General features: G+C 65.7%; 26 protein-coding genes. 10 read left to right on the forward strand and 16 right to left on the reverse strand.

Annotated elements, in window-relative coordinates; translation table 11 throughout:
* The first annotated feature begins 10 nt into the window (after nucleotides 1-10).
* Nucleotides 11-2,281: a heavy metal translocating P-type ATPase gene (locus tag CIHUM_RS10450; RefSeq protein WP_034996516.1), complete on the forward strand. Its 2,271-nt coding sequence runs from the start codon at nucleotides 11-13 to the stop codon at nucleotides 2,279-2,281.
* 39 nt (nucleotides 2,282-2,320) lie between these two features.
* Complete coding sequence (locus tag CIHUM_RS10455) at nucleotides 2,321-3,634, forward strand: MFS transporter (protein ID WP_034996519.1); 1,314 nt, start codon at nucleotides 2,321-2,323, stop codon at nucleotides 3,632-3,634.
* A gap of 18 nt (nucleotides 3,635-3,652) precedes the next feature.
* Here the strand turns inward: CIHUM_RS10455 and CIHUM_RS10460 are convergent, their stop codons facing one another.
* Nucleotides 3,653-3,841, reverse strand: coding sequence for a hypothetical protein (locus CIHUM_RS10460; protein WP_034996521.1), 189 nt, complete (start codon nucleotides 3,839-3,841; stop codon nucleotides 3,653-3,655).
* Nucleotides 3,842-3,993: 152 nt separating this feature from the next.
* Here CIHUM_RS10460 and CIHUM_RS10465 point away from each other — a divergent pair, with 152 nt between their 5' ends.
* Nucleotides 3,994-4,599: a hypothetical protein gene (locus CIHUM_RS10465; protein WP_051106175.1), complete on the forward strand. Its 606-nt coding sequence runs from the start codon at nucleotides 3,994-3,996 to the stop codon at nucleotides 4,597-4,599.
* Here the strand turns inward: CIHUM_RS10465 and dnaB are convergent.
* Complete coding sequence (dnaB, locus tag CIHUM_RS10470; RefSeq protein ID WP_034996522.1) at nucleotides 4,596-6,113, reverse strand: replicative DNA helicase; 1,518 nt, start codon at nucleotides 6,111-6,113, stop codon at nucleotides 4,596-4,598. The two genes, CIHUM_RS10465 and dnaB, sit on opposite strands and share 4 nt — an antisense overlap.
* A 383-nt stretch (nucleotides 6,114-6,496) precedes the next feature.
* Between dnaB and CIHUM_RS10475 the strand changes: the two genes are divergently transcribed.
* A complete protein-coding gene (locus CIHUM_RS10475) occupies nucleotides 6,497-6,916 on the forward strand; it encodes a hypothetical protein (protein WP_148363805.1) in 420 nt (139 codons plus the stop codon).
* On the opposite strand, the gene CIHUM_RS10480 is transcribed toward CIHUM_RS10475, so the two are convergent.
* The 11 genes from CIHUM_RS10480 to CIHUM_RS10530 form a co-directional block, all read right to left on the reverse strand.
* Nucleotides 6,887-8,947 carry a RecQ family ATP-dependent DNA helicase gene (locus CIHUM_RS10480; RefSeq protein ID WP_034996528.1) on the reverse strand — a complete coding sequence of 687 codons (2,061 nt, stop codon included), beginning with the start codon at nucleotides 8,945-8,947 and terminating at the stop codon, nucleotides 6,887-6,889. The genes CIHUM_RS10475 and CIHUM_RS10480 overlap by 30 nt on opposite strands.
* Before the next feature lie 354 nt (nucleotides 8,948-9,301).
* Nucleotides 9,302-9,979 carry an AAA family ATPase gene (locus CIHUM_RS10485; RefSeq protein WP_034996532.1) on the reverse strand — a complete coding sequence of 226 codons (678 nt, stop codon included), beginning with the start codon at nucleotides 9,977-9,979 and terminating at the stop codon, nucleotides 9,302-9,304.
* On the reverse strand, nucleotides 9,976-10,662 hold the full coding sequence (locus CIHUM_RS10490; RefSeq protein WP_034996534.1) for an AAA family ATPase: 687 nt from the start codon (nucleotides 10,660-10,662) through the stop codon (nucleotides 9,976-9,978). Before CIHUM_RS10490 ends, CIHUM_RS10485 begins: the two co-directional genes overlap by 4 nt.
* 2 nt (nucleotides 10,663-10,664) lie before the next feature.
* On the reverse strand, nucleotides 10,665-11,426 hold the full coding sequence (locus tag CIHUM_RS10495) for a chymotrypsin family serine protease (RefSeq protein WP_034996536.1): 762 nt from the start codon (nucleotides 11,424-11,426) through the stop codon (nucleotides 10,665-10,667).
* Nucleotides 11,427-11,558: 132 nt separating this feature from the next.
* Nucleotides 11,559-12,011 carry a 50S ribosomal protein L9 gene (gene rplI / locus CIHUM_RS10500; protein WP_034996538.1) on the reverse strand — a complete coding sequence of 151 codons (453 nt, stop codon included), beginning with the start codon at nucleotides 12,009-12,011 and terminating at the stop codon, nucleotides 11,559-11,561.
* Nucleotides 12,012-12,059: 48 nt separating this feature from the next.
* Nucleotides 12,060-12,701, reverse strand: a complete 642-nt coding sequence (locus CIHUM_RS10505) for a single-stranded DNA-binding protein (RefSeq protein WP_034996539.1) — start codon at nucleotides 12,699-12,701, stop codon at nucleotides 12,060-12,062.
* A 51-nt stretch (nucleotides 12,702-12,752) separates the two neighbouring features.
* Nucleotides 12,753-13,049, reverse strand: coding sequence for a 30S ribosomal protein S6 (rpsF, locus tag CIHUM_RS10510; RefSeq protein ID WP_034996542.1), 297 nt, complete (start codon nucleotides 13,047-13,049; stop codon nucleotides 12,753-12,755).
* 442 nt (nucleotides 13,050-13,491) lie between these two features.
* On the reverse strand, nucleotides 13,492-13,680 hold the full coding sequence (locus CIHUM_RS10515; protein WP_034996544.1) for a hypothetical protein: 189 nt from the start codon (nucleotides 13,678-13,680) through the stop codon (nucleotides 13,492-13,494).
* A 10-nt stretch (nucleotides 13,681-13,690) separates the two neighbouring features.
* Nucleotides 13,691-15,241, reverse strand: a complete 1,551-nt coding sequence (locus tag CIHUM_RS10520) for a glycosyltransferase family 87 protein (RefSeq protein WP_034996545.1) — start codon at nucleotides 15,239-15,241, stop codon at nucleotides 13,691-13,693.
* A complete protein-coding gene (locus CIHUM_RS10525; RefSeq protein WP_420536127.1) occupies nucleotides 15,242-17,497 on the reverse strand; it encodes a transglycosylase domain-containing protein in 2,256 nt (751 codons plus the stop codon).
* A gap of 102 nt (nucleotides 17,498-17,599) precedes the next feature.
* Nucleotides 17,600-17,962, reverse strand: coding sequence for a DUF5318 family protein (locus tag CIHUM_RS10530; RefSeq protein WP_034997678.1), 363 nt, complete (start codon nucleotides 17,960-17,962; stop codon nucleotides 17,600-17,602).
* Between the two features lie 70 nt (nucleotides 17,963-18,032).
* On the opposite strand from CIHUM_RS10530, the gene CIHUM_RS10535 reads away from it, so the two are divergent.
* From CIHUM_RS10535 to CIHUM_RS10545, 3 genes are all read left to right on the forward strand, one after another.
* On the forward strand, nucleotides 18,033-18,494 hold the full coding sequence (locus tag CIHUM_RS10535) for a MarR family winged helix-turn-helix transcriptional regulator (RefSeq protein WP_273680215.1): 462 nt from the start codon (nucleotides 18,033-18,035) through the stop codon (nucleotides 18,492-18,494).
* A 165-nt stretch (nucleotides 18,495-18,659) separates the two neighbouring features.
* The gene (locus CIHUM_RS10540) at nucleotides 18,660-19,538 is read left to right on the forward strand and encodes a universal stress protein (RefSeq protein WP_158293351.1); all 879 of its coding nucleotides are present in this window, start codon (nucleotides 18,660-18,662) and stop codon (nucleotides 19,536-19,538) included.
* Between the two features lie 10 nt (nucleotides 19,539-19,548).
* A complete protein-coding gene (locus CIHUM_RS10545) occupies nucleotides 19,549-20,007 on the forward strand; it encodes a hypothetical protein (RefSeq protein ID WP_034997684.1) in 459 nt (152 codons plus the stop codon).
* Here CIHUM_RS10545 and trhO read toward each other — a convergent pair.
* The 3 genes from trhO to CIHUM_RS10560 are packed head-to-tail and all read right to left on the reverse strand — an operon-like array spanning nucleotide 19,979 to nucleotide 22,784.
* Nucleotides 19,979-20,887 carry an oxygen-dependent tRNA uridine(34) hydroxylase TrhO gene (gene trhO, locus CIHUM_RS10550; protein ID WP_034996548.1) on the reverse strand — a complete coding sequence of 303 codons (909 nt, stop codon included), beginning with the start codon at nucleotides 20,885-20,887 and terminating at the stop codon, nucleotides 19,979-19,981. The genes CIHUM_RS10545 and trhO overlap by 29 nt on opposite strands.
* A 13-nt stretch (nucleotides 20,888-20,900) precedes the next feature.
* Entirely contained in the window at nucleotides 20,901-21,236 is a 336-nt protein-coding gene (locus CIHUM_RS10555) for a helix-turn-helix domain-containing protein (protein WP_051106179.1), read from the reverse strand.
* Between the two features lie 54 nt (nucleotides 21,237-21,290).
* The gene (locus CIHUM_RS10560) at nucleotides 21,291-22,784 is read right to left on the reverse strand and encodes a DUF1846 domain-containing protein (protein ID WP_034996550.1); all 1,494 of its coding nucleotides are present in this window, start codon (nucleotides 22,782-22,784) and stop codon (nucleotides 21,291-21,293) included.
* Between the two features lie 25 nt (nucleotides 22,785-22,809).
* On the opposite strand from CIHUM_RS10560, the gene CIHUM_RS10565 reads away from it, so the two are divergent.
* Genes CIHUM_RS10565 through CIHUM_RS10575 form a run of 3 tightly spaced genes read left to right on the forward strand, consistent with a single transcriptional unit; the run spans nucleotide 22,810 to nucleotide 26,164 of the window.
* On the forward strand, nucleotides 22,810-23,616 hold the full coding sequence (locus CIHUM_RS10565) for an Fpg/Nei family DNA glycosylase (RefSeq protein WP_034996552.1): 807 nt from the start codon (nucleotides 22,810-22,812) through the stop codon (nucleotides 23,614-23,616).
* Nucleotides 23,617-23,637: 21 nt separating this feature from the next.
* Nucleotides 23,638-25,215 (forward strand): bifunctional ADP-dependent NAD(P)H-hydrate dehydratase/NAD(P)H-hydrate epimerase, encoded by a 1,578-nt coding sequence (locus CIHUM_RS10570; RefSeq protein ID WP_273680216.1) that lies wholly within the window; start codon nucleotides 23,638-23,640, stop codon nucleotides 25,213-25,215.
* Complete coding sequence (locus CIHUM_RS10575) at nucleotides 25,208-26,164, forward strand: NAD(P)-binding domain-containing protein (protein ID WP_034996554.1); 957 nt, start codon at nucleotides 25,208-25,210, stop codon at nucleotides 26,162-26,164. Before CIHUM_RS10570 ends, CIHUM_RS10575 begins: the two co-directional genes overlap by 8 nt.
* Nucleotides 26,165-26,184: the final 20 nt, after the last annotated feature.

Consider the following 26,184-nt stretch of genomic DNA (forward strand, 5'->3'; position numbering starts at 1 on the left):
GGTGGGGGTTATGACTGAAACCCCCATAGCATTGCAGCACGTCGAGCTGGGCGTTACGGGGATGACCTGCTCGTCGTGCTCTTCGCGCGTGCAGCGCAAATTGAACAAGCTCGACGGTGTGGACGCCTCGGTGAACTACTCCACCGAAACCGCCACGGTCGATTTCGATCCGGCGAAGGCGTCGTCGCAGTTGCTTATCGACGAAGTGCGCTCCGCCGGGTACGACGCGTTTGAAATGACTGATGGCGCGGTGGGGGGTGAGGCGGCGGGGGCCGCAGGGGCGTCGACAAGCGAGAAGCTCGAAGACGCGCGCCTGGAGGAAGCCGAAAAGCTGAAACGCACCACGATTTGGGCGGCGCTGGTGTCGCTGCCGGTGATGGTGGTGAGCATGGTGCCGTCGCTGCAGTTCACCAACTGGCAGTGGGCGGCGTTTGCGGCGGCGACGCTGGTGTTTTTCGCCGCGGGCAGCGTATTTCACCGCGCCACCTGGGTGAACCTGAAGCACGGCGCGGCGACGATGGACACACTGATCACGCTGGGCACCTCCGCGGCGTACCTGTGGTCCGTGTGGGCGCTGTTTTTCGGCAACGCGGGCGAGCCGGGGATGGTCATGGAGATGTCCATCTTCCCCTCGCACGCGGGCATGGACGAGATTTACCTCGAATCCGTGTGTGTGGTGATTACGTTCCTGCTGCTAGGCAGGTGGTTTGAAACCCGGGCGAAGGGGCAGTCCTCCGAGGCGCTGCGCGAGCTGTTGGACATGGGGGCCAAAGACGCCGCGGTGATCCGGGGCGGTAAGGAAGTTCGCGTGCCGATTGCCCAGGTGGCGGTGGGTGACAGGCTCATCGTGCGACCGGGCGAGAAGGTGGCCACGGACGGGCGCGTGGTCTCCGGGCACTCGGCGGTGGACGAATCGATGCTCACCGGCGAGTCCGTGCCGGTGGAAGTCTCCGAGGGCTCCGCGGTCACCGGCGCGACGCTGAACACCTCAGGCCGGCTGGTGGTTGAGGCCACCCGCGTCGGCGCCGAGACCACGCTCGCGCAGATGGGCAAACTCGTGCGCGACGCGCAGGCCGGCAAGGCGCCGGTGGAGCGGCTGGTGGACAAGATCTCGCAGGTCTTCGTTCCGGCGGTGGTGTTGGTTGCGGTGGTGACGCTGGCAGGGCACCTGCTGGTGGGCCACGGTGTTGCCCACGCGTTCACGGCTGCGGTGGCGGTGTTGATCATCGCCTGCCCGTGCGCGCTGGGCCTTGCCACCCCGACCGCGATTCTGGTGGGCACCGGCCGCGGCGCCCAGCTGGGGCTTCTGATCAAGGGCCCTGAGGTGCTCGAATCCACCCGCCAGGTGGACACGGTGGTCATGGATAAGACCGGCACGATCACCTCAGGTGAAATGGGAGTTGCGGACGTCGTCGCAGCTGATGGCTTCGAGGAGGGCGAAGTCTTGCGCCTCGCCGCGGGCGTGGAGGCCGGCTCCGAGCACCCGATCGCCCGCGCAATCGTGGAAGCCGCCAGCGACGTGCCGGCTTCGGAGAACTTCCAAAATGAGGTGGGCAAGGGAGCGTCCGCGCGTATCGACGGCCGCCCGGTCCGCGTCGGCCGCCCATCCGTGCCGCTCGACGGACTGGCCAGCGCCTTCGAGGACGCCGAGCGCGCTGGAGCGACCCCGGTGGCCGTTGAGGTGGACGGTGCCCTGGCAGGACTTGTTGCTGTGCGCGACACCGTGAAGGAGGATTCCGCAGACGCTGTGGCGCAGCTGCGTGACCTGGGGCTGACGCCTCACTTGCTCACAGGCGACAACGCCGGCGCGGCCGCAGCTGTCGCGGCGGAGGTGGGCATCGACCCGGCGAATGTCACCGCCGGGGTCCTTCCGGAGGACAAGGTGGAGGTAGTCAAGCGCCTGCAGGCCGAAGGGAAGCACGTGGCCATGGTCGGCGACGGCGTCAACGATGCCGCCGCGCTGGCCCAGGCGGACCTGGGCTTGGCCATGGGCGCGGGCACGGATGTGGCCATCGAGGCCGCGGACATTGCGCTTATGCGCAACTCGCTGACCTCTGCGGCGGACGCGATCAGGTTGTCGCGAAAGACCCTGAAGACGATCAAGGGCAACCTGTTTTGGGCGTTCGCCTACAACGTCATCCTCATCCCGGTGGCGGCGCTGGGCTTCCTCAACCCGATGCTCGCGGGTATCGCTATGGCGTTGAGCTCCGTGTTCGTGGTGTCGAACTCGCTGCGGCTGCGGGCGTTTAACTCGGTCTCATCTCACGCACGTGAATATTGACGGGTGAAGGGTGGTGCGGCGCGCTCTACACTCCCCCGCATGAACTCTCCCGATCAGCTCACCCGCACTGAGCGCCTCGACCGCCTGCCGGTCACCCCAAAACACAAACGCCTTTTGGTCGGCTCCGGCATCGGCTGGGCGTTGGACGCGATGGACATCGGCCTGGTGTCGTTCATCCTCGCCGCGCTAGCCGCGCAGTGGAATTTGAGCAACACCACCACCGGCTGGATCGCCTCAATAGGGTTCGTCGGCATGGCGGTCGGCGCGAGCTTGGGCGGGCTGCTCGCCGACAAGATCGGCCGACGCCAAGTCTTCGCCGCGACGCTTCTGCTCTACGGCCTGGCCACGGGCGCGTCGGCGCTGGCGTGGTCGGTGGCGTCCCTGATGGTGTTCCGCTTCCTGGTGGGCCTCGGGCTCGGCGCGGAGCTGCCGGTGGCGTCCACGCTGGTCAGCGAGTTTTCACCACGCAGGGTGCGCGGCCGCATGGTCGTGCTGCTGGAGGCGTTCTGGGCGGTGGGCTGGATCATGGCCGCCGTCATCGGCACCTTCGTAGTAGCGCAAAGCGACAATGGCTGGCGCTGGGGCTTCGCGCTCGGCGCAGCACCGGCGTTGTACGCGATCTACGTGCGCATGGGGCTGCCGGAGTCCGTGCGCTTCCTCGAATCAGTGGGCCGGCACGACGAGGCCGAGCGGATCGTCCGCGACTTCGAGTCCGAGGCTGACCCCGCGGACTACGACACCGCCGCGCCACCGCAAGAACAGCACGTCAACGGTGGCATCTGGGGCCCGGACCTGCGCGGGCGCACCGCCGCGTTTTGGGTGATCTGGTTCTGCGTGTCCCTGTCCTACTACGGCGCGTTCATCTGGATCCCGTCTCTGCTCGTGGAGCAGGGGTTCTCGCTGGTGCGATCGTTCACCTTCACGCTGATCATCACCCTGGCGCAGCTGCCCGGCTACGCCGCGGCCGCCTGGCTCATCGAGCGGTGGGGACGCCGCGTCACGCTCGCAAGCTTCCTCGCCGGCTCGGCACTGTCCGCGTTCGCGTACGGCATGGCCAGCGCCGAATGGCAGATCATCACCGCGGGCTGCCTGCTCAGCTTCTTCAACCTCGGGGCGTGGGGCGCCCTGTACGCGATCGGCCCAGAGCTTTACCCCACCGCTATCCGCGCGACCGGCACGGGCGCGGGCGCGGCGTTCGGGCGCATCGGTTCTATTCTCGCACCACTGATTGTCCCGCCGGTGCTCGCCTTAGGCGGCTCGACGGCGGTATTCGGGGTGTTCGCCGCCGCCTTCGCGCTGGCCTGCGTGGCGGCGTTTACGCTGCCGGAGCAGCGTGGGGTGGCGATTGGCTAGGGAAAGCGGAGCCCGCCGCTAAGCAAAAAAGCGCGAGATGCGGGACAGCAGCGACTTGTCCTCCGTCGCCTTGTCGATCTCCTCGATGTTTCGCGGCAGGTTGAGCAGGAGGGTGTTCTCCCCCGTCTTGGCGACGGTAATGCTGGGGTCGAGCTTGGCCACCGTGCTCGCGCACGCGGCAGGGCCGTTGATGGAACGCACGGTCATGGCTTTCTCCTTTGCTACTTCGGCGTTGTGCTGTTGAATCATAAACGCGTTTTCGCAGCGTGTCACCGTTGGAGAGCCATGCCTAACTGTTCATAGGGCAGGTTTACTCGCGATAGGATCACTATGTCAGATCCCCGACGAAGGACGTTCCCATGCGCCGTGCCGCCGCTGTTGTTGCCCTCATTTCCCCGCTCGTTCTTGCAGGTTGTTCGACCTCCGAGGGGGAGGTGGTGTACGTGACCGAGACGTCGTGGGTGGAGGCTTCGGAGCAGCCGCGTGACGACGTTCCTTCGGCCGCCCCCGCACCCGCCGAGGACACAACGGAGGCCCCAGCTGAAGACGCTGCCGAAGAAGCCGTCGAAGAAACGACAGCCGAGCCAGCCGCCGGCGCGCTCCCCCTCGACCCCGCGCACCAGGGCCAAGTCGGCGGAAAGTGCGGCACCACGCCCGAGGGGGCGGAAATCTCCGTCAACGACACCACCTCGTGCGACTTCGCCGCAGCCGTGTACCCGCATGCCGTCAGCGCGGAGTACGCCTGGAGCAACAAGCCGGGCTTTACGTCGGTGCCGTACACAGACCTCTACGGAGTGGTCAGTCCCATCACCGGCGAGGCCTACGACCTGACCTGCAACATCGGATCTGCCGGGTTTTCCTTGGGCTGCTACGGGCCGAACAACGACCCGTACATGAGTTACAGCTTCGATCCCAGCCGCATGTGGCACCCGCTGGTCAACATCGTCGGGGACTACCCGAGCTAGCCGTGCGCCATGTTGACGAAGCGCGAGTAGTGCAGCTGGTGCGCCACCGGAATGGTGTCGATCGGGCCGCCGCGGTGCTTCGCCACGATGATGTCCGCCTCGCCCGCGCGCTCGTCGTCGCGGTCCTGCGAGTCCGGGCGGTAGAGCAGGAACACCATGTCGGCGTCCTGCTCCAGCGAGCCGGACTCACGCAGGTCAGCCAGCTGCGGGCGCTTGTCGGTGCGCGCCTCCGGGCCACGGTTGAGCTGGGAGATGGCGATCACGGGCACCTCGAGCTCCTTGGCTAGGAGCTTGAGGTGGCGGGAGAACTCCGAGACCTCCTGCTGGCGTGACTCGACCTTCTTGCCGGAGCTCATCAGCTGCAGGTAGTCCACCACCACGAGGTCCAGCCCGTGCTGCTGCTTCAGGCGACGCGCCTTGGAGCGGATCTCCATCATGGTGAGGTTCGGCGAGTCGTCGATAAACAGCGGCGCGTCCTGGATCTCGGTGAGACGGTGGGTGAGCTTCTCCCAATCGCGCTCCTCCATCTGCCCCGAGCGCATCGCGGAGAGTTTGATCTCCGTCTCCGCGGACAGCATGCGCATGATGATCTCGGAGGCGCTCATCTCCAGAGAGAAGATCACGGACGTCTTGTTCTGGTGGATGGAGCACGAGCGCATGAAGTCCAGCGCGAGCGTGGACTTACCCACACCCGGTCGCGCCGCGATGATGATCATTTGGCCGGCGTGCAGGCCGTTGGTGAGCTTGTCCAGGTCGATGAACCCGGTGGGCACGCCCGCCTCGAGCGCACCGCCCGAGGCGATCATGGTCAGCTCGTCGATTGTCGGCTTGAGCAGGTCCGACAGCGGGCGGTAATCCTCGCCCGACTGGTTGCGGGTGATGTTGAAGACCTTCTGCTGGGCATGGTCGACGATGGCGTCGACCTCCATGCCCTCTTCGCCCTCGTAGCCGAGCTGCACCACCTGCGTGCCGGCGTTGACCAGCTGGCGCAGGATCGACTTCTCCTCCACAATCTCCGCGTAGTAGCGCGCGTTCGCGGCCGTCGGCACCTCAGAGATCAGCGTGTGCAGGTACGGCGCGCCGCCGACGCGCTCGAGCTCGTTGATGCGGTCTAAGCGGCCGGCGACGATCAGCACGTCGATGTTGCTGCCCTGCGCGAATAGGTCCAGCACCGCCTGGTAGATCAGCTGATGCGCCGGGAAGTAGAAGTCGTCCGGGCGCAGGCTTTCCGCCACATCCAAGATGACGTCCGGGTTGAGCAGCATCGCGCCGATGACGGAGCGCTCCGCCAGCTCGTCGTGCGGCGGGGTGCGGTACTCCTGCAGCTCGTTGTTGCCGCGGTTGAAGTTGGAGTAGCGGTTGCTTCTCGACGAGCTGCCGCCCCTCCCGCCGCGCCCCCTCGAGCTGCCATTGTTGCCTTGGAACGCCTCAAAGTCGAAGTCGCTGAAGTCCCCGAAATCCGTGGCTGGCTCTGGCGGCGGCACGTAGTCGTCGAAGCTGTCGTCTGCACCCATGGTCTCCCCTTTCGCTGTGTGTATGAGACTACCCCGTAACGCAAACCGCAAACCGAGTTATCCACAGGGGCTGTGAACAATTGGGAAATGTGCGGGTGAGTTTTCCACAGGGTCGGGGTTTGCGGTGTGGAATTTGTGTGAATTCAGCTTCTTGAACCCCTGGTAAAGAGCACATTTTACCAGGTAGACATGTATTTTTTCACACCAGTAGATAGTGACGATATAGGTTGATAACTCCGTTGACCACGGCATTTGACAACCACGAAATGTCCACTCGAGTGGACAACCTATCCCCTACCCAGGCTGTATAACTGACCACTTATCCACACTGCTTTACGTCTTCCGTCAGCACGCCTCCAGAGCACTTTCCTATGCTCTTCACCATGTCTCCTCGAAGCATTCTCTGGGCGTATCTCGCTTCCGTGGTAGCCGTGCCGGGCGCGTTTGTCGCGGGGATCGGACTCGCCGGTGACAGGCTCACCCACGCCACAACATGCCTCATCGGGATCGGCGTTGTCGTTCTGACAAGCGTGGGCTCTGTCGGCTGGGCGGCCGCATACACCCGCGCAACCCGCGCGCAGCGCGGTACCACCGTGGCCGTCTGGATCGCCACTGCCTGCCTACTTGTGGGCCTGGGCTCCACCGGCCACGTCTATTGGGAGGAGTACCAGGCGGGCATGTCGCTGCCGGTCATCAACCTGTTTCTGTACCTCATCCCTCTCGGCTTACTCATCCTGCTCGGCTCGGCCGTTGCGCAGACAGCAGCGAGGACGTCACGCGCGCGAGGCGAACGTCAGCGGTAGCACCTCCACACCGAATCGCTCGGCGATATCGGCTGCGGCAACGGTGACCGACCAGCCGGAATCCACCTCGCCGGCAAGCAGCAACACCGGGCCCTCGCCCACGTCGAGCCCCGAGTAGTCGAAGTACCGGTCCAGCGCATTGACGCGGAAGGCGGAGTTACGCGCCTGAACCTCTGTCTCCCCGGCGCGCACTGCCCCGCCGTAGGACATCTGTCCGACGCGGGCGAGCGCCTCCGCGGTGGAGGCGACCATCTCCGCCCTCGCCGGATCCGCCGACCCGAGCGCGATCACCGTCGCAGGGCGTGTGTCCCAGTCCCAGTCCGCCAGCACCGCCACGAAGCGGGTGAGCCACTGGTCGTCGCGCCAGTTCGTGGCGGGACGGTAGGCGTTGTCGCGCAGAAGCTGAGCCAGGGCGGGGCCGCGGGCGACGTCGTTGAGCCGGCCGAGCGCCTTGCCCGCCTGAACGCCCTTGATTTTGCCGCGTCGGGCGGAGCCCGTCGGCCACATCTTGCGCTGGCTGAGTGGCACACCGGGGGCTTTCAGGCGGGCGTCTATGCGCTCGGCGAGCGCCGGATCCACGTCCGTGGGTAGGTGGTTGCCTGTGCAGTTGTCGCAGCGCCCGCAGCGCTCCCCCTGCCCGATCGTTGGATCGTCCAGCTCGCTGCGCAAAAACACCATGCGGCAGGCGTCCGTGGTCTCGTAGGCCAGCATGAGGTTCTGTTCGCGCCCGCGGGCGTCCGCCAGGCCGTCGTAGCGCTTGTGGTCGTAAGCCCAGGGCTCGCCAGTGGCAACCCAGCCGCCTTTGACGCGGCGCACCGCGCCGTCGACGTCGAGCACCTTCAGCGCCTGATCGATGCGCGAGCGCGACAAATCCACGGCGTTTTCCAGCTTCGGGGTGGACACCGGTTCGTCACCGAGCGCCCCCAGCAGCTGCTGAACCACCGGCTCCTCCGGCATGGACACGGACGCGAAGTACTCCCACACGCGCTGGTCTTCCGGGCCGGGCAACAGCACCACCTCGGCGTGGTTGGTGGCGCGCCCCGCGCGGCCGATTTGCTGGTAGTAGCTCACCGGCGAGCTCGGCGCGCCTAGGTGCACCACGAAACCGAGGTCCGGCTTGTCAAAGCCCATGCCGAGCGCCGAGGTCGCCACCAGGGCTTTCAGCTCGTTGTTAATCAGCGCCTGCTCGAGGCGCTCGCGTTCCTCCGCCTCGGTACGGCCGGTGTAGGCGGCCACGTTCCAACCGGCGGTCTCCAGCGCCTCCGCCAGGTCGTGCGCGGCGGCCACGGTGAGGCAGTAGATGATGCCGGAGCCTTCCACCTGCGCCAGGTACTGCGCGATCCAGGCGGCGCGCTGGGTGGGGTCACTCAAACGCACCACGTTCAGTGACAGGGATTCGCGGTCCAGCCCGCCGCGGAGCACGCCGGTGCCCTCCCCGAGCTGAGCGACGACGTCGGCCACCACGCGGTCGTTCGCCGTCGCGGTGGTGGCGAGGACGGGGGTGTTCGCCGGCAGGTCGCTGATGAGCAACGCAATGCGCCGGTAATCCGGCCTGAAATCGTGCCCCCAGTCGGAGATGCAGTGGGCCTCGTCCACAACGAGCATGCCGACGGACCGCGCGAGCTGCGGCAGCACCTCCTCGCGGAAACCCGGGGCGTTGAGGCGTTCCGGGCTGATCAGGAGCAGGTCCAGGTCGTCGACGCCCGCCTGGATCTCCTCCCACTGCGTCATGTTTGCGGAGTTGATCGTGGCCGCCCGGATGTCGGCGCGTGCGGCCGCTTCGACCTGGTTGCGCATTAGCGCGAGCAGGGGCGAGACGATGATGGATGGGCCTTCGCCCGCCTCGCGCAACAGCTTCGCGGCGATGAAGTACACCGCCGATTTCCCCCAGCCCGTGCGTTGCACGACCAACATGCGTTTGCGCTGGTTGACAAGGGAATCGATGGCCGTCCACTGGTCGTCGCGCAACGCGGCGTGGGGCCCCGCGATGCCCTTGAGAAGTTCGTCCGCTTGTTCGCGTGTCGCAGTCATGCCGCACACCATATACCACGACCCCGACACGGGTGTTCGAACAATGGTACCGAAACAGTACTATTGCAACCATGGCGCTGAATTTGAGACGGACACAAGCAACAGACCTTGCTTCGCTTGGTTCACCAGGAATGGGAGAAGGAAGAAGCTCGTAGGCACGCCCATGCTGAGCTGGATCGCATTTTCCAGAGCCGATCGAGACTCATGGACCGGTTGAAGGACGCATGACGGATCCTCGCTCACTCTTCCAGGTCGAAATCATCGCTGAATGGATCGAACTCCGGGGATTCCATATCAAAGATATGGGCACCCTGAAGTATCCGATATCGCTGCTCGCTTACAGGAGCTAGCCAGCTACCCCAGCTCGTCTTCCGCCCAGTCCGCCATGTATTCGGCGATGCCCTCCGGATCTGCCAGGAAGTCGCGCATCGCCCGAAACGCGAGGGTGTCTTCCACCGCGAGGCCGCGATCCATGCCATGCTCACCGACTTCCACGATCTCCGCGCCCGGTACACCCAGCACGATCGGCGAGTGCGTCACCGCAATCACCTGCGCACCCGCCTCCCCTAGCGCATGCAACTGCGCCACCAGCGCCATCTGCGCCACTGGGGACAGCCCCGATTCGGGCTCGTCCAGCAGGTACAGCGCATCCGGGATAAGCCGCGAGGTCAGCTCCATCACGGACTCCCCGTGCGACCGGCCGCCGAACTCCGTCACGCGCGTGTGCGTCTCGCCGCGCAAGAAGTACCCGGCCTTCGCGCGCGGCCCGGTCCGCAGCTTAAGCGCGCCAAACATCGGGTCGCGGGGGCCAGACTTACCGACGCCCCACGTACCGCCTTCCACCGCAAACCCCCACGCCCGCGCAATCCCCTCAAGCAGGGTGGACTTTCCCACTCCGTTTCCGCCGGTGAGCAGCGTGATCGGGCGGGTAAACGGGAGGCCGAACTCCGCGACGAAACCTACTGCCGGCGCGTCGAGCGCCCATGCCGGGGCCGCCGCCGGGTCAACCGAGACGTGTTCGAGAAACATCATGGCTCCACCAAAAACCTTGCTGTGCCGGCTGGGTCGCGGACGAACTCCTGGGTAGCGGTGACGGGCTCGCAGTCGCGGAAAAGCCCAGGCTCTAGCGTGGGGACGGACACGATGCGGGCGTCGGGGACGGCAAGCAGCACCGGCGAGTGCGTGGCTATGAGCACCTGCGCGCCCCGGCGGGTCAACACCGCCAGCAGGCCGAGCAGCTCGAGCTGCGAAAACACCGACAATCCGTCTTCGGGCTCGTCCAGAATGACCAGCGAGCCCGGGCTGAAGCGTTCGCGGGCCATGCGCATGATGCCCTGTCCGTGACTGCGTCGGGTGAGGTCGTGCAACCGGTCCCTGGGGCCGAGAGACTCGTGGTATTCGGCGAGGTCGAGGTAGGTTTCGCCGCGAAGGAAAAACACATCGCGCGGGTTTTCGCGGCGGGTCAGCGTAAGCGAGGCGTGCAACTGGGAGTGGTCCGCGGCCTCAAAGCGGGCGTGGCGCGACCCGCCCGCGGCGTTGGCACCGGCGGCCACCGCAATGGCCTCTACAAGCGTGGACTTACCGGAACCGTTGTCTCCGGTGAGGATCGTGGTCTGCGCGAGTTCAAGCGGCCTATCGGCCAACCGACGCACCACCGGCAGATCACGGGCATAGCCGCCCACCGGCGCGTCGATGCGGATCGCGGTAAGAAACACCGCTACCTCAGGTTCGCCGGCAGCGGCAGAAGACCGTCCACCGCGAGCAGCACTCCGAACGCCGTGCCGGAGACCACGCCGATGATGTTGGCGCTGCCGTCCGGGTTCACGGTGTAGACCGGCCCGCCGGAATCGCCGTGCAGCGCCAGGATCAGTACCGCCAGCTCACCGGTGTCCGGGTTCACCTTCAGCACAGGACCGCAAGTGCGCGAGGTGCGCGCGCCGTCCTTGCACACAATCTGGCCCGGCTTCACCGCAGTCACCGGGTGGTAGCCCGCCACACGGCGGGTGGGGTTGATTCGCTGAACAGCATCCGACAGCGGGTTTACCGCGCCGATGACCGGGATATCCACCGCCCCGCCACGGGCAGCCGCAGCGTTTGTGACTCCGCCGTCCAGCGGGAACCAGGCGACGTCGCGAAGCGGGCTTCCCAGCGTGTTGTCGCCGCGCATCTCATAACCCGAATCGCGCAGGTCGCCTGAGATCTTCGTGCGGTTATCCGCCGCGTAAACCGCCACCGGCACCGCGCCACCGATAGGCGCTAAACAGTGGCCCGCCGTCACGCCATAAGCCCGCCCGTCGCGGTGCGCCACCGTGTTGAGGGAACAGCCGTAGCGGGAACCGTCGCTATAGGCGACGCGGATGCTATCGCCGGCATAGACAGCCACCGCCTGCGCCGGGGCGGCAAGACCAACCGCGGTAGCCGCCGCAAGCAGGAGGGACACGGCCAAAGTGCGCGCACGGCGCGCCACGGAAAACGTCATGGGCGGTATTGTATCGGCACGCAAAAAGGCGCGGGCCCCACTCCTCACAAGTGGGACCCGCGCCTCAAATGCTGTTGTCGTTGGACTGCGTTATCCGTTCTCAGGCGGAGCAGTCGTCGATAAGCGAATGCTTTATGCGCTTACGACCTCGAAGTTCACCTTGCCCTCCACGGAATCGTGGAGATTGACCTTGACCTGGTAACCACCGGTCTTGGTAACAAGGCCCTTCGGCACGTTGATGCGGCGCTTATCCAAGTTCGGGCCGCCAGCAGCCTTCACGGCCTCAGCAATGTCAGCCGGCTTCACAGAGCCGAACAGCTTGCCGTTGTTAGCGGTGCGCACAGCAACCTTGACGCCCTTGAGCTGGTCGAGCTGGTCACGCAGCTCCTTCGCGTGATCCAAGTCGCGGACCTCGCGCTCAGCCTGGGCACGCTTAATGTCTTCAATCTGCTTCTCTGCGCCGCGGGTAGCCGGGATAGCCAGGCCGCGCGGGAGCAGGAAGTTGCGTCCGTAACCGTCCTTGACCTCGACGACCTCTCCAGGCTCGCCAAGCTTCTCGACGGCAGCGGTGAGGATCAGCTTCATAATCCTAACCTTCCTTATGGTGAAAAATGCTTGATGTGTGGTTGTCGTTTAGAACGGTGGCTCATCGCCCGCGCCGCCGGAAAAACCGCCGGCCTCAGGGGCGGAACCCCACGGATCATGCTGAGGCTGGGACTGGTTCGGGTTGCCCTGGCCCTGGCTCTGGCCGCCGAAGCCGCCGTTTGCCGGGTTGTAGCCACCCTGGCCCTGATTCTGGCCCTGGTTCTGGCCCTGGCCACCCTGGTTGAAACCGCCCTGGTTTCCACCGAAACCGCCGCGCTGGCCTCCCTGGTTGCCGCCGCCGTAGCCGCCCGCACCGCCCTCACGCGGGTTGCGGGTGACAGACGCGCTGGCGTACTTCAGGGACGGGCCGACCTCGTCGACCTCGACCTCGAACACGGTGCGGTTTTCGCCCTCTTTGGTCTGGTAGGAGCGCTGACGCAGCTTGCCGGTGACAACAACGCGCATGCCCTTCGTCAGGGACTCCGCAACGTTTTCCGCCATCTGGCGCCAGCAGTTGCAGGTCAAAAACAGGGCTTCGCCGTCTTCCCACTGGTTCGTCTCCCGGTTGAAAGTGCGGGGCGTTGACGCGATGCGGAAATTCGCAACTGCGGCGCCGCTCGGGATGAAGCGCAGCTCCGGGTCCGCAACCAAGTTGCCGACAATGGTAATGGGGGTATCGCCTTGAGCCATGTCCTAAACCTTCCTACCTGCTGATCGTGTGGTTTCTGAGCCTACCGGTTCTTACTTATCGGTACGCAGAACCTTGGTACGAACAACGTTTTCGTTCAGGTTCAGCACGCGGTCGAGCTCCTTGACCGTGTCAGCCTCGCACTCGAGGGTGACAACGGCGTAGATGCCCTCTTCCTTCTTGTTGATCGGGTAAGCAAGACGCTTCTTGCCCCACACATCAACGTTTTCCACCTTGCCGTTGTCCTTGCGGACGGTCTCCAGGAACTTATCCAGGGACGGGGCAACGGTGCGCTCATCCTGCTGCGGATCGAGGATGATCATTACTTCGTAGTGACGCACGGACCTCATCACCTCCTATGGTCTTGGTTGTTTCGGCCATCACCCTTGTGGTCATGGCAGGAGGGTCGTTGCGTCAAGCAACCCGAACAGACTACCCCACGGTTTGACCAGCTCAAAACCTTGGGTTTCCCGCGAGCGTGCGCGGACTCCGCATTGCGGACAATCTCGTCACCACCAACTATTGGTGCGCACCCAGCAATCTGGGGCGCGTCGGAGTGGCTGCTCGCAAAAGTTGACGACTCGATTTCGCGACCTGGGGAAACGCGACGCCAAAACGGCCTGATCGTAAGCTTTTACGAATCCAGCCCGCCAGGACTCCGCATTGCGGACAATCCCGGGTCCACCAACTATTGGTGCGGACCCACTTTGTGTACGAATCAGCGGGGCAAAACCTGACCTGCACGTTTGCAACGCGGGAATCGGCCGAAATGTCGATCCGTACAAAATCCGCCTATTGCGGGTTGGGCACGGCCGAGAAGAGGGCGAGGGAGACCGGGATTACGGTCATGAAGAGGAACGCCACTAAGCCGAAGCTTATCGACGTTCGCTTCCGCCCCTTCACCGCACAGTAGAACGAGGCACTGAACAGGAAAAACGCCACCACGATGGAGGCGATGCCCAGGATTGTGGTGGCGTTCAAGGTGACAGACCTACTTCACTGCCGTGGAGCCGCCTGCAGAGCTGGAGGCCAGCTCACCGGGCTCGGGCTGCTCGGTGGGGGCCGGAGGGGCGTCGATAGGCAAAGGCTCCTTCCACTGCTGCGGCAGCGACATCAGCGGATCGTGACCGTTGTGGGCGTCGCGGACCTTGTCGCGGCGGCGGCCCAGGATCTGCTGCACCACCAGCACCATGATGGCGATGATGAAGGCGTCGCGGGAGATGATCACCACGTTGAGGAACCACCCCGGCACGCCCATGTTGTCCGCGCCCATCATGTGCCACATCAGCACCGGCCACACGGCCATGTCCACGACCATCCAGCTCAGAAGGAGGCGCCAGTGCGGCAGCGCGAGCACGGCGGGGATGACGAACCACAGGGAGTACTGCGGGCTCCACACCTTGTTGAAGATGAGGAACAGGCCGACGATCAGGCACACCAGCTCCGCGATGCGCGGGGTCTGCGGCGCCTTCAGGCCCAGGATGAGCACGCCGAGGCAGCCCAGCAGGAACAGGATCAGCGTTACGGCATTGAGGATCACCGGGGCACCCTCGCCTGAGTCGAAGCCTGCCCAGCCGGTCATGCGGGAGATCACCGCGTAGATGGTGGTCCACTCCCAGCCGCGGTCCGTGTTGAGGCGGTTGAACTCGCCCCAGGCGTCCGGGTTGCGCAGGTAGACCGGCACGTTCACTACAAGCCAGGACACCACCATTGCGGCGAGCATCTTGCCAAACGGGGCGAGGTCGCGCTTGCGCAGCGCCACCGTCAGGTAGGCGCCTAGCAGGAAGATCGGCCACAGCTTGAACGCGGTGCCCAGGCCAATGAGCACGCCGGCGAGCCAGAACTTCCGGTTGCGCGCAGCCAGCATCGCGGCCACTGCGAAGAAGATCGACGGGATGTCCCAGTTGGTGAACGCGTGGACGATCAGCAGCGGCGAACCTGCGACGAGCAGGGTGTCCCAGATGCGGTTGCCCGCGAGCTCCGCGACCATGCGGATAGTGATCACCCAGATGATGGACATCAAAAGCGCGGTGACGTAGAAGTACCAGCCGGAGTCCGGCACGAAGTTGTCCACCAGGAAGTAGGTGCTGCGCGACAGCCAGGCCGACAGCTGCTGGAACAGGCCGGCGAGTACCGGGTATTCCATGTAGCGGGTCAGGCCTTCTTCCACCCACGAGTAGTCGTAGACGAAGCCGCCCTTGTCCAGTCCGCGGGCACCGTAGAGCGGAATGATGTCGTTGTAGCAGGCCGCGGTGTACTGGCGGTTGCCGTCCCAGTTGAGCTGGATGATGCCGTTGTCGTCGGCTTTGCCGCCGGCGCAGTGCGCCTTCTGCAGCAGGCCGAAAGACAGGAACACGTAGGCGACGGCGAGGATGGAGCGCAACGGCGTCCAGAAGCGGGCGCGGCCAATCTGGGCGAAGCGGCCCATCGGCCCGCCGAGGAATTCCGCCCAGCCGCGCGCGAGCGGCTCAGTTTGGCCCGGCTGGACGCGGTCCGCCGGGTCCGGCCATGTGATCTGCTGGGTCTGTGTGGACTCGGACATTTACTGCAGCGCTCCCTGGAATTGGTCGAGGACGTCGTTGATTGCGTCGCTGATATTCGGCGCGGGGGCCGGGGCAGGCGCGGGCGCGGGTGCCGGAGCGGGCGCGGGGGCCGGTGCAGGCTGCTCGCCAGGTGCTTCCGGCGCGGCCGGGCTCGCCGGGGCCTCCGGCTCCGCGGAGTTCGGCGCGGACGGAGCCTGAGAAGTGTTCCCGGTGTAGCTCGGCGTCGGGTTGGAGTAGTAGCCACCCAGGCCGGTACCGCCGGAGTAAGGGTTCACGCCCCAGTAGACGGGGTTGGCGTTGGGGAAGCTCATGAACTCCTGGCCCTCCAACTCGGTGTCCAGGAACTGCTTCCAGATTTGGGACGGGGTGTTGGAGCCGTACATGATGCCGCCCCACTCGTTAAAGATTGGCGAGGTGTTGTCGGCGGTGCCCACCCACACGGCCACGGCGAGCTGCGGGGTGGAGCCGACCATCCAGGCGTCCTTGTTGTTGCCGGTGTCGCCCATTTGGGCGGTGCCGGTCTTGGACGCGGACTGGCGGCCGCCTGCGAGGACGGCGTTGGAGTAGCCAGCCACACCCTGCATGGCCTGCAGTGTGTTGTCGGCGACCTGCTCGGCCACTCGGCGCTCGGTGTAGTCCTTGTCCACCTGGTAGAGGACCTCGCCGGTGGCGTCCTCAATCTTTTCCACGAAGTGGGTCGGGTGCATCAGGCCGCGGTTGGTCAGGGTTGCCATGGCGGTGGCCATGTCCAGCACGCGCGACTGGTACTGGCCCAGCACGATGCCCTCGTACGGCTGGCCGCCGTTTTCGCGCAAGGTCAGCGGGATGCCGGGGATGGACTTGGCCACGCCCAGGGCGTGCGCCATGTCGGCGGTGTCCTGCGTGGTGTTGTCCAGTTCGTCTTGAATGCGCATGTAGGCGGTGTTGGAGGACACGCGGGTGGCCTCAGTCATGGACAGCATTCCGCCTCCGCCGCCGTCCCAGTTGGTCACGACGTGGTTGCCCGGCAGGGTCACCGGGGAAGAATCGAACATGGACGTCAGCGGGATGCCCTGCTGCAGGGCGGCCGCGAGCGCGAAGATCTTGAACGTCGAACCCGTTTGCAGGCCCGCGTTGGCGTAATCCCAGCCGGACGCGTCGTCGCCGCCGTAGTACGCGCGCACTGCGCCTGTCGACGGATCCACGGCCACCGCACCAGTGCGCGCATCCTCTTGCAGGTTGGCCAGGCGGTCGCGAGCGATGCGCTCCATGTTGGCCTGGGAAGCGGCGTCGATAGTCGTGGTGATCTGCAGACCGCGGTTGGTCAGGTCGCTCTCGGTGATGCCGAGGGCCTCGAGCTCCTTGATCACCTGGTTCTTGATCAGGCCGTTCGGGCCGGTGGCCTCGGTGTAGGCGGAGTAGGAGGCCGGGTCGCGCGTCTCCGGGTACACCATCCCGGCGCGCTGCTCCGGGGCGATCTTGCCCATCTCCACGAGGCCGTCCATGACGTAGTTCCAGCGCTGCTCCGCAGCCTGGCGGTTCGTCCACGGGTCCAGCTCGCTGGGAAGCTGGATGGAAGCGGCCAGCACGCCGCCCTCCTCGACGGTGAGCTCGGACGCCGGCTTGTCAAAGAAGGCGTGCGCGGCGGCCTCGACGCCGTAGGCGTTGCGGCCGAAGTACACGGTGTTCAGGTAGGCGCGGAGGATGTCCTCCTTGGACCACTGGTTGGTCATCTTCACGGAGTAGACCAGCTCGTTGGCTTTGCGCTCGTAGGAGTGCTCGTTGCCCACCAGCGCGTTTTTCACGTACTGCTGGGTGATGGTGGAGCCGCCACCTGCCGTGGTGTCGCCGGTGATCTGGCCCAGCGCCGCGCGGGCGAAACCTGTGGGAGAGAATCCGGAGTTGGTCCAGAAGTCGCGGTCCTCCGCTGCCAAAACGGCATCCTGGACCTCCACCGGCACGGACTCGAGGGCGACCTGCTCGCGGTTGCCTTCCGGCGGCACGAGACGGGCGAGCTCGTTTTCGCCGTCGTTGAAGTAGATCGAGGAGATCTGCGCCGTCTCAATCTCGCCGGGGCCCGGGATCTCGGCCTTGGAGTACTTCCACATGAACCAGCCGACCGGGATCAACGCAAGGAGAAGAAGGAACAGCAAGAAAGCCAGTACCCACTGCCACGCGCGGGACTTCTCCTTTTTCTTCACTGCCGTAGTGCCGCCGGACGCCTTCGCTTTGTCAGCGCTCTTGTCGGCGCTTTTGCCAACGCTCTTTTCAGTCACACGTTTTTCCTGCACAATTGCACCCGCCGCGCCCGCGGGGTGGGCAAACGAGCGAGCTTCCTACCAAATACCTACCGGACACCCTACCTGCCCAGTTCGGATTCACACTACTGGTACTGCTGTGACTTCCTGCAACAGATGGTTCCATTTGCACGACGGACAGACCTCCACCACGTGGACGGTCAGCGGCCCTACCTCCGCCACGAGCCGGTCGATCTCCTCTTCGTTCCGCGCGGTGCCTGTGCGCCTGCCCAGTTTTTCGGAGTAGACCCAGCGCACGTTGCGCATCACTTCCCCACACACGGGGCAGGGCCTGGCGGAATCCTCGCCATGGTGCTGCGCTGCGGCGCGGAGCAAGAAATCGGCGTCGCATACGTCGTCGATAGGCAAATGTCCCCATTTGAACTCGCGCAGCCGCTGGCGGCGCTGCCACTCGTGGGACACCTCGTGCTCGTACGTGAACATCCTGGCAATCATAACCCCTGTCCTAGCTGCTAGATTTTGGTAAAGACTTGGAAGAAAGAGGTGCATAGAGGTGGCGCACGACGAACCCTCCGCGGAGGCCATGCGGATCGCGGCGGACATCCGCCCCGCACTGACCAGCCTGTATGTGGCGTACTTCCGCAACGCGGAAAACTCCGATCTCACCGGCCCGCAGCTGTCCGTGCTGCACCGGCTTGGTTTTCGCGGCCCCACCCGCATAAGCAAGCTGGCCGCGGAGGAGGGCGTGCGCCTACCCACCGCCTCCAACACCGTCAACCAGCTGGAAAAGCGCGACCTGGTGCGCCGCGTGCGCTCGGTGGACGACCGCCGCGGGGTCTCTGTTGAGCTCACCGATTTCGGCCGCGAGGAGCTGGAGCGGGTCGGCGCCGAGCGCACCCGTTCGCTCGCGCAGATGCTCAACGCGCTCGATGCGGAGGCGCTGGAGAAGCTGGACGCACTGCCTGAGGTCCTCAACGACCTCGCCCGCGCCTACGCAACGGCGTCCGCGGACTAGCCGCTTTTTCGTGGCAGGGACACATGTTTATGATGTGTTCATTACCCGAAAACTCGCATACGCGGACACGTGTCAAGGAGGCAGGCTCTGAGCAGCTCCCCCGGCGCTGACAGCGCCAACTTCCCTAACGTCGCGTTGCCCGTGCGCGTCCTCGTGGGTTGGGACGTGGCAAATACTGAAGCGGTTGAGTTCGCCGCCTGGCTGGGCCGCTCGCTGCCCGTGACTGTGCAGGTTGTGTCCAGCGCCCAGGCGAAGTGGTCGAAGTCCCTGCCCAAAGCCTCCAAGGGCCGCAAGGGGCGCATGAAGGAAGCGCAAGCCACCTTCGACTCACGTGTGGAAAAGGCACTGAAGGAGCACATTCCACGTTCGCAGTGGTCGGCGAAAGTCTCCCACCTGGTGGACAGCAAGGACATCGTGCGCTCCCTGCACGGGGCCGCTGAGAACTTCGGTGCGGACTTGATTTTGATGGGCTCGCGCGCGAAAACGCCGAAGGGCCGGTTCCGCCCCTCCAGCGTGGCGGACGAGATGATGCGCTCCTGCCCCGTCCCGCTGGGCTTGGCCCCGCGCGGGGTGAAGCTGTCCAAGAAGGGGCTCACCCGCGTGACCTACGCGATTGTGCTTGGCGACGATCCGGTGGCCCCGGACTTCTCCGGCCTGGACTACGCCACCGCGACAGCCTGCAAACTGGGGTTACCGCTGCGCATCATCGCGTTTTCCCCCACTGCGTACGAGAAGCACACCTCCACCTGGAACGAGCAGACGTTGGGCATGCTGGACCACGCCCGCGACCGCGCGTGGGAGCTGGCGGCGACGTTCGCGCCGGAGGTGTGCGACACCTTCGACGTGACCAGTTCCATCTCCGCGGCGAAGAGCTGGAAACGTTCGATCGACTCGGTGAAGTGGAAAAAGGGCGACATCATGTTCTTGGGCACTCAGCCGGCGCCGCAGTTCACCAGCGTGTTTGTGGGCACGCTTGAGGGCGAGTTCATCCGGTACGCCTCGGTGCCTGTGGTGGTGTGTCCGCACGCCGCGAAGGGGCAGTAGGTTGGGCGACATGGAGCACCCGGAGAACGACCTTCACTCCCCCGCCGACCGTTTTTCGCGCATGCGGCCGGAACCGCGTTCCTTCGACGAGCTCGCGGACCAGCCGGATCCGCTGGAGGTGGACCGCAAAAACCGCCGCTCCACCCGCCAGGCGATCGGGTTTGCGCTGGGTACGGTGGCTACTACCCTACTGTTGGCACTCATTCTTGCGGTGATCTCGAGGGTTCAGGGCGGCCCGCTTTGCGACGGTGGCTCCGCCTGGCTCTGCACCGAATCCTGGCGCACGTGGTGGGCTGTCGCCACCTCGATCCCGCCCGTGGTGGGCTTGCTCGGCTGCGCGGTGATCACGGTGCGCAAGCTGAACCGCTACGAGCGCTGGGTTCCCTGGATCGGCGTGTTCTGGATCCCGTTGGTGCCGTTCACGATGGCGTGGCTGATTGTCACGCTGGGGATGCTGGCGACGCAGTAGCGCGCTGGGTGCACTCCGCGCAGTAGGGGTTTTCCTCCCGGCAGTCCTCGCAGCTCAGGTACTGGCGGCGGCACTCCGGCTCGTTGGCGCAGTTGTAGAACTGGTTCGTGGCTTCCCCGCAGTGCACGCAGTGGCCGAGCTGGACGTAGTCCGGGTCGCCCGGCGTGCCGAACTCGGTGTGCATGCGGTCGTCGAAGACGTAGAGCGAGCCTTCCCACAGCCCGGAGTTGCCGAATTTTTCGCCGTAGCGGACGATGCCGCCGTCGATCTGGTAGACCTCTTTGAACCCCCGGTTGATCATGAGGCTGGAGAGCACCTCACAGCGGATCCCGCCGGTGCAGTAGGAGATGACGGGTTTGTCCTTCATCCAGTCGTATTTGCCGGAGTCCAGCTCTTTGATGAAGTCGTGGGTGGTTTCCACATCCGGCACCACCGCGTCTTTGAACCGGCCGATTTCGGCTTCGCGGGCGTTGCGGCCGTCGAAGAACACAGCGTCGGGGTTGTCGGCCACCAACTGGTTGACTTGCTCCGGGCTGAGGTGCACTCCCCCGCCGACCACGCCGTTTTCGTCCACCTTGAGCTCTCCCGGCGCGCCGAAGGAAACGATTTCCTTGCGGGCTTTGACGCTGAGCTTGGGAAAGTCTTCCGCCCCGCCCTCGGACCACTTGAACTCGATACCTTTGAAGTACTCGCGGGTCTTCTTGGCGTAGGTCTTGCAGGCGCGGATGTCGCCGCCGACGGTGCCGTTGATGCCGTCTTTGGACACGATGATGCGGCCGGTCAGCCCCAGGCCTTCGCACAGGTCCCGCTGCCACAGGCGCACCGCGTCCGGGTCGGCGATGGGCTGGAACTTGTAGTAGAGCAGGATCTTGCTGGTCATGCCTGGCAGTCTATTAGCCCCGCTTTTGCTTGAACGCGTGGGCGTCGCGCGTGTACACGCGGCGGTGGGTGCCCACCTTGTGGCCGGGCAGCTTGCCATCATCGATGAGCTTGACCACGAACGGGCGCGAGACGCCGAGCAGGTTGGCCACCTGCTGGGTGGTCATCTCCTCGTCCGGTTCCGGTGGGCGCACCAGGCGGCCCTCTGCGAGGTCCTCGAGCAGGTCGCGGACCCATACCGCGGTCTGTTTCGGCAGCGTGACGTGGTCTTTTTCCTGCGTGCGTGCGACAGCCAGGTTGTTGTTGAGCTCGGCTAGCGCGTCTTCAACCGGAGATTGCTGTTCCCGCATGGCCCCGACAATAAACCACAACCGAAACCGGCGCAATGGTTAGTGTGGAAAAACTTAGCGCTTGTGGTACAGCGCCTTCTTCCAGTACTTCGGCTCCGAGGTCGCCAACACGCCCAGGTTGCGAAAAATGCCCTCGTCCACGGACCCCAGGATGGTGGTGATGTGCGCGTCGCATCCGCGCAAGCTGCGCAAATGCTCCAGTGCCAACGCCGCGTCCGGGTTGCTGGACGCAGACACGGACAGGGCGATGAGCACCTCGTCCGTGTGCAGTCGCGGGTTCACCGAGCCCAGGTGGCGGGTCTTCAGCGTCTGGATCGGCTCGATGGAATCGGGGGAGAGCAGGTGCACGTCGTCGTCGATGCCGGCCAGTAGCTTAAGCGCGTTGAGCAGCACCGCAGCTGACGGGCCGAGCAGGTCGGAGGTCTTGCCGGTGACGATGCTGCCGTCCGGCAGCTCCAGCGCGGCACCAGGCTTGCCGGTGCGCTCCGCCACCTCCAACGCAGGCGAGACCACGACGCGGTCTTCCACGGAAAGGTCCGCCTTGCGCATGACGTTGAAGTTGCGGTCGGAGACGGTGGAGTCGGCGTCGGCGCGGCGCTCGTCCACAAGCGCAGCGTAGTAGCGGCGGATGATCTCCTGCTCGGCGGCGTGGCGGCACGCGGCATCGTCGGAGATGCAGTAGCCCGCCATGTTCACGCCCATGTCCGTCGGCGACTGGTAGGGATCCGAGCCGGTGACCTCCCGCAGCAGCGTCTTCAGCAGCGGGAAGACATCAATGTCGCGGTTATAGGAGGACACCTTTTCGCCGTATGCCTCGAGGTGGTACTGGTCGATGACGTTGATGTCGTCCAGGTCCGCCGTCGCCGCCTCGTACGCCAGGTTCACCGGGTGCGAAAGCGGCAGGTTCCAGATCGGGAACGTCTCAAACTTGGCGTAACCTGCGTTGATGCCGCGCTTGTGCTCGTGATACACCTGCGACAGGCAGGTGGCCAGCTTGCCGGAGCCCGGCCCCGGCGCCGTCATCACCACCAGGTCGCGGGAGGTTTCCACGTAATCGTTTCGGCCAAAGCCTTCCTCGCTGACCACCTTTTCGGTGTCGTTGGGGTAGCCCGCAATCATGTAGTGGCGCGAGACCTTCAGGCCCAGCCGCGCCAGGCGCTCCACAAACGCCTCGACGTTCTGGTTGTGGCCCTCCAGCTGCGTGACCACCACGTTTTCCACCAAAAAGCCGCGGTCGCGGAACACGTCCACAAGCCGCAGCACGTCGTCTTCGTAGGTGATGCCCAGATCAGCGCGCATTTTCTGGCGCACGACGTCGCCGGCGTTGAAGCAGATGACAATCTCCACTTCGTCCTTGATCCGGTCCAGCATGGCGATCTTGTTGTCGGGGGTGAACCCGGGCAGGACGCGGGAGGCGTGGTTGTCGTCGAAAAGCTTGCCGCCCATTTCCAGGTAGAGCTTGCCGCCCACCTCGGCGCGCCGTTTCTGAATGTGCTCGGATTGCATCTGGATGTATTTTTCGCGGTCGAACCCGATCTCATACGGCATGGGAGCAATAGTACAGTCAGCCCCCGTGCCTGAGGGTCATGTGATTCACCGGCTTGCGCGCCGGTTCAACGCGGACTTCCGCCCCGCGCCAATTGCCGCGAGCTCGCCGCAGGGGCGCTTCGAGCCTTCGCTTATCGACGGCACTGCGCTCACCCACGCGTCAGCCCACGGCAAACACCTGTTTCTGCAGTTCACGGACGCGACAGTGCACGTGCATCTAGGGCTGATTGGGAAGTTTTCCTTCGAGCCGGCGGACACGCTGCGCGGCCAGATCCGGCTGCGGCTGGTGCCGGACGGGGGAGCAGGCGATACCGCAGCGCACCTGCGCGGCCCGCAGAAATGCGCCTACATCACCCCGGCGGAGCAGCAAGCGATCCTTGACGCCGCGGGCGAGGACCCGCTTTCTCCTGCGGCGGACCCGGACTCGCTGTTCGAGCGGGTGCGGCGCTCCCGGCGCACTATCGGCTCGCTCATGATGGACCAGGCTTACTTCGCCGGCGTGGGCAACATCTACCGCGCCGAACCCCTGTTTCGCCAGGGCATTTCCCCGTTTGCTCCGGGCCGGGAGCTGGGGCGCGAGCGTTTCGACGCCATCTGGTCCGACCTGGTTTCGCTGATGGCCGCGGGCGTGGCCACCGGGCGCATAGACACAGTGCGGCCCGAGCACGCGCCGGAGGCGATGGAGCGCGCCCCGCGCGAGGACGACCACGGGGGAGAGGTTTACGTGTACCGCCGCGCCGGCGAGCCCTGCTACGTGTGCGGGCACCCGGTGGAAAAGCAGCAGTTCGAGGGCCGAAATCTGTTCTTCTGCCCGTCCTGCCAGGCGCTTTAGGTGGAGCGTACCCTGGTACGCATGTACGCCAGCACCTTCACCGCAGACCAAATCCGGGCCGCCGAGGCGCCGCTGTTGGCCGCGCAGGCCCACCCGGATCAGCTCATGCAATCCGCCGCACACGCCGTGTTCGAAGCGGCCGAGGCGATGCTGGCTGGCTCTGCCGGCTCAGCCGGGCGGGTGTTGGTGCTCGCCGGGCCGGGCGGAAACGGGGGTGACGCCCTGTACGCTGGCGCGGAGCTCGCACTCGCCGGGCACCGCGTGGACGCGCTGCTCACCGCAGGCCGCGCCCAACAGCGAGCACTCGCCGCCTTTTCCAACGCGGGCGGGCAGGTACTGGAAACGTTGCCGGACAGTTCAGCCGAATACGCCCTCGCCATCGATGGCATCACCGGCATCGGCGGCTCTGGGGGCCTGCGCGAGGAGCTGGCAGACGTGATGAGGTGGCTGCGCCGGGTTCGCGTGCTCTCCGTGGACGTGCCCTCCGGCGTAGATGCCGACACCGGGGAAGCGGGCGAGCTGCACATCACCGCCGACGCCACCGTCACCTTCGGCGGGTGGCGCCGCGCCCACGCCCTCGCCCCGGAGTGCGGGGTGCAGCTGCTCGCGGACATCGGCCTGCCCGGCCGCCCCTTGCACACGGAGCTGCTGGACACCATGCCCGAGTGGGCCCACGACGGCCCGACGCTGGTGCTGGCCAACCGCGCCGTCGCCGATCCGCAGGTGTGGCCGGACACCCTGTTGCCGCTGCCCGCCGCGCCTGTCCAAGACGTCGCGCCGGGGCCTGCCGACGATAAGTACAGCGGGGGAGTAGTCGGCATCCGGGCAGGCAGCGCCGGCTACCCGGGCGCGGCGGTCCTCACTGTCTCCGGTGCGGTGATGGCCACGCCCGCGATGGTCCGCTACGCTGGGCCGGAGGCGGATGGGGTGGTGCGGGTGAGGCCGGAGGCCGTCGTTACGCAAAGGCTCGAAGATGTCGGACGGGTCCAAGCATGGGTGTTTGGACCCGGCGCCGGGACGGGGGAGGATGCGGCGCGCGAGCTTGCGTGGGCGCTGGAACAACAGGTGCCATTGCTTATCGACGCCGACGGCCTCGCCCTCCTCACCCACCACGAGCAGCTGCGCCAGGCGGTCGCCTCCCGGGAGGAGCCGACGGTGCTGACCCCGCACGACGGGGAGTTTTCCCGCCTGCGCGAGGCTGCCGGAGTGCGCGAGGGCACGCGGTTCGAGGAGACGCTGGAGCTGGCCGCGACGCTGCGCGCCACCATCGTGCGCAAAGGCCGCATCACCCTAGTCGCGCCGGAGGACGACCCCTATCTCATCCACGCCGTGGATGCCGGGCACTCTTGGGCCGCCACCCCCGGGTCCGGCGACGTGCTGGCCGGGATTATGGGTGCCCACTTGGCGCTTTCCGCCGCGCGCGCCGCTGTTCCCGGCACCGCTGACGCCGCAGTGCCTGGTGCGGTGACCGGGGCAGTGACGCTGCACGCGGTGGCCGCCTGGCTGGCAGCGCAGACCCCGTTCGGCCCCGCCACCGCGCCCGCGGGCCGCATCGCCGAGCACGTCCGCGACGCCACCGCGGAGGTGTCCCATGCTTGACGCTGTCGTTGTCGGGGCCGGCCAATCCGGGCTGGCCGTGTCGTACTACCTGCGCAAATACGGCGCGGATTTCGTGGTGCTGGACGCCTCCGACACCTCCGGCGGGGCGTGGCCGCACTACTGGGACGCGCTCACACTGTTCTCCCGCGCGGAGTTTTCCAACCTGCCCGGCTGGCCCATGCCCCACTACGACGGGTACCCGCCGCGCGATCACGTCGTTGAGTATTTGTCCGCCTACGAAAAGCGCTACGACCTGCCCATCCGCCGAGGTGAACGCGTCAAACAAGTGCTTCACGACGGCTCCGCCTTCCACCTCAACGGCTACTCCGCACGCAACGTGGTGATGGCCACCGGCATCTGGTCCGCACCGTTTGTGCCCTTCATCCCCGGGTCGTTCGCGGGGGAGCAGGTGCACTCGGCTCAGTACCGGCGGCCGGAGGATTTCGCCGGTCAGCGCGTCGCTGTCGTCGGGGGCGGAAACTCCGGTGCGCAGATCGTCGCCGACCTTGGCCTAGCTGGAGTGGACGTGCAATGGTTCACTCGTCGGCCGCCCGCGTTCATGCCGGAGGATGTCGACGGCGAGCAGCTTTTCCGCCGCAACCGCGAGCGCTTCGTCGCCATCTCGCGCGGCGAGGACGACCCTGGAGGCGCCGACTTCGGCGGCGACATCGTCCTCGTCCCCGAAGTCCGCCGGGCCCGATCATTGGACCTGCTGGACGCCGAACCCATGGTCGGGTCGTTGGACGAGCTGTCGGATTTCGACGCGCTGATCTGGGCCACCGGCTTTCGCCCCGCACTGTCGCCCGTTCGCGGACTGGAGCACGGCCTGGACACGCCCGGCCTGTTCGTCCTGGGCTTCGACTCGTTGAACGGCCCGGGCGCAGGCACCATCGGCGGCGTGAGCCCCTTCGCCCGCGATATCGCCTCGCGCATCGCGGGCAAGGGCTAGCACATAACCGCGGATCCAGC

The sequence above is a fragment of the Corynebacterium ihumii genome, from assembly GCF_028609825.1.
GTDB classification, from domain to species: domain Bacteria; phylum Actinomycetota; class Actinomycetes; order Mycobacteriales; family Mycobacteriaceae; genus Corynebacterium; species Corynebacterium afermentans.

Excerpts from the sequence above, each read along its gene's own strand:
- CIHUM_RS10450 (WP_034996516.1), top strand. The coding sequence starts at position 11 with ATGACTGAAACCCCCATAGCATTGCAGCACGTCGAGCTGGGCGTTACG.
- CIHUM_RS10455 (WP_034996519.1), top strand. The coding sequence starts at position 2,321 with ATGAACTCTCCCGATCAGCTCACCCGCACTGAGCGCCTCGACCGCCTG.
- CIHUM_RS10460 (WP_034996521.1), bottom strand. The coding sequence starts at position 3,841 with ATGACCGTGCGTTCCATCAACGGCCCTGCCGCGTGCGCGAGCACGGTG.
- CIHUM_RS10465 (WP_051106175.1), top strand. The coding sequence starts at position 3,994 with ATGCGCCGTGCCGCCGCTGTTGTTGCCCTCATTTCCCCGCTCGTTCTT.
- dnaB (WP_034996522.1), bottom strand. The coding sequence starts at position 6,113 with ATGGGTGCAGACGACAGCTTCGACGACTACGTGCCGCCGCCAGAGCCA.
- CIHUM_RS10475 (WP_148363805.1), top strand. The coding sequence starts at position 6,497 with ATGTCTCCTCGAAGCATTCTCTGGGCGTATCTCGCTTCCGTGGTAGCC.
- CIHUM_RS10480 (WP_034996528.1), bottom strand. The coding sequence starts at position 8,947 with ATGACTGCGACACGCGAACAAGCGGACGAACTTCTCAAGGGCATCGCG.
- CIHUM_RS10485 (WP_034996532.1), bottom strand. The coding sequence starts at position 9,979 with ATGATGTTTCTCGAACACGTCTCGGTTGACCCGGCGGCGGCCCCGGCA.
- CIHUM_RS10495 (WP_034996536.1), bottom strand. The coding sequence starts at position 11,426 with ATGACGTTTTCCGTGGCGCGCCGTGCGCGCACTTTGGCCGTGTCCCTC.
- rplI (WP_034996538.1), bottom strand. The coding sequence starts at position 12,011 with ATGAAGCTGATCCTCACCGCTGCCGTCGAGAAGCTTGGCGAGCCTGGA.
- CIHUM_RS10505 (WP_034996539.1), bottom strand. The coding sequence starts at position 12,701 with ATGGCTCAAGGCGATACCCCCATTACCATTGTCGGCAACTTGGTTGCG.
- rpsF (WP_034996542.1), bottom strand. The coding sequence starts at position 13,049 with ATGAGGTCCGTGCGTCACTACGAAGTAATGATCATCCTCGATCCGCAG.
- CIHUM_RS10520 (WP_034996545.1), bottom strand. The coding sequence starts at position 15,241 with ATGTCCGAGTCCACACAGACCCAGCAGATCACATGGCCGGACCCGGCG.
- CIHUM_RS10530 (WP_034997678.1), bottom strand. The coding sequence starts at position 17,962 with ATGTTCACGTACGAGCACGAGGTGTCCCACGAGTGGCAGCGCCGCCAG.
- CIHUM_RS10545 (WP_034997684.1), top strand. The coding sequence starts at position 19,549 with ATGGAGCACCCGGAGAACGACCTTCACTCCCCCGCCGACCGTTTTTCG.
- trhO (WP_034996548.1), bottom strand. The coding sequence starts at position 20,887 with ATGACCAGCAAGATCCTGCTCTACTACAAGTTCCAGCCCATCGCCGAC.
- CIHUM_RS10555 (WP_051106179.1), bottom strand. The coding sequence starts at position 21,236 with ATGCGGGAACAGCAATCTCCGGTTGAAGACGCGCTAGCCGAGCTCAAC.
- CIHUM_RS10560 (WP_034996550.1), bottom strand. The coding sequence starts at position 22,784 with ATGCCGTATGAGATCGGGTTCGACCGCGAAAAATACATCCAGATGCAA.
- CIHUM_RS10570 (WP_273680216.1), top strand. The coding sequence starts at position 23,638 with ATGTACGCCAGCACCTTCACCGCAGACCAAATCCGGGCCGCCGAGGCG.
- CIHUM_RS10575 (WP_034996554.1), top strand. The coding sequence starts at position 25,208 with ATGCTTGACGCTGTCGTTGTCGGGGCCGGCCAATCCGGGCTGGCCGTG.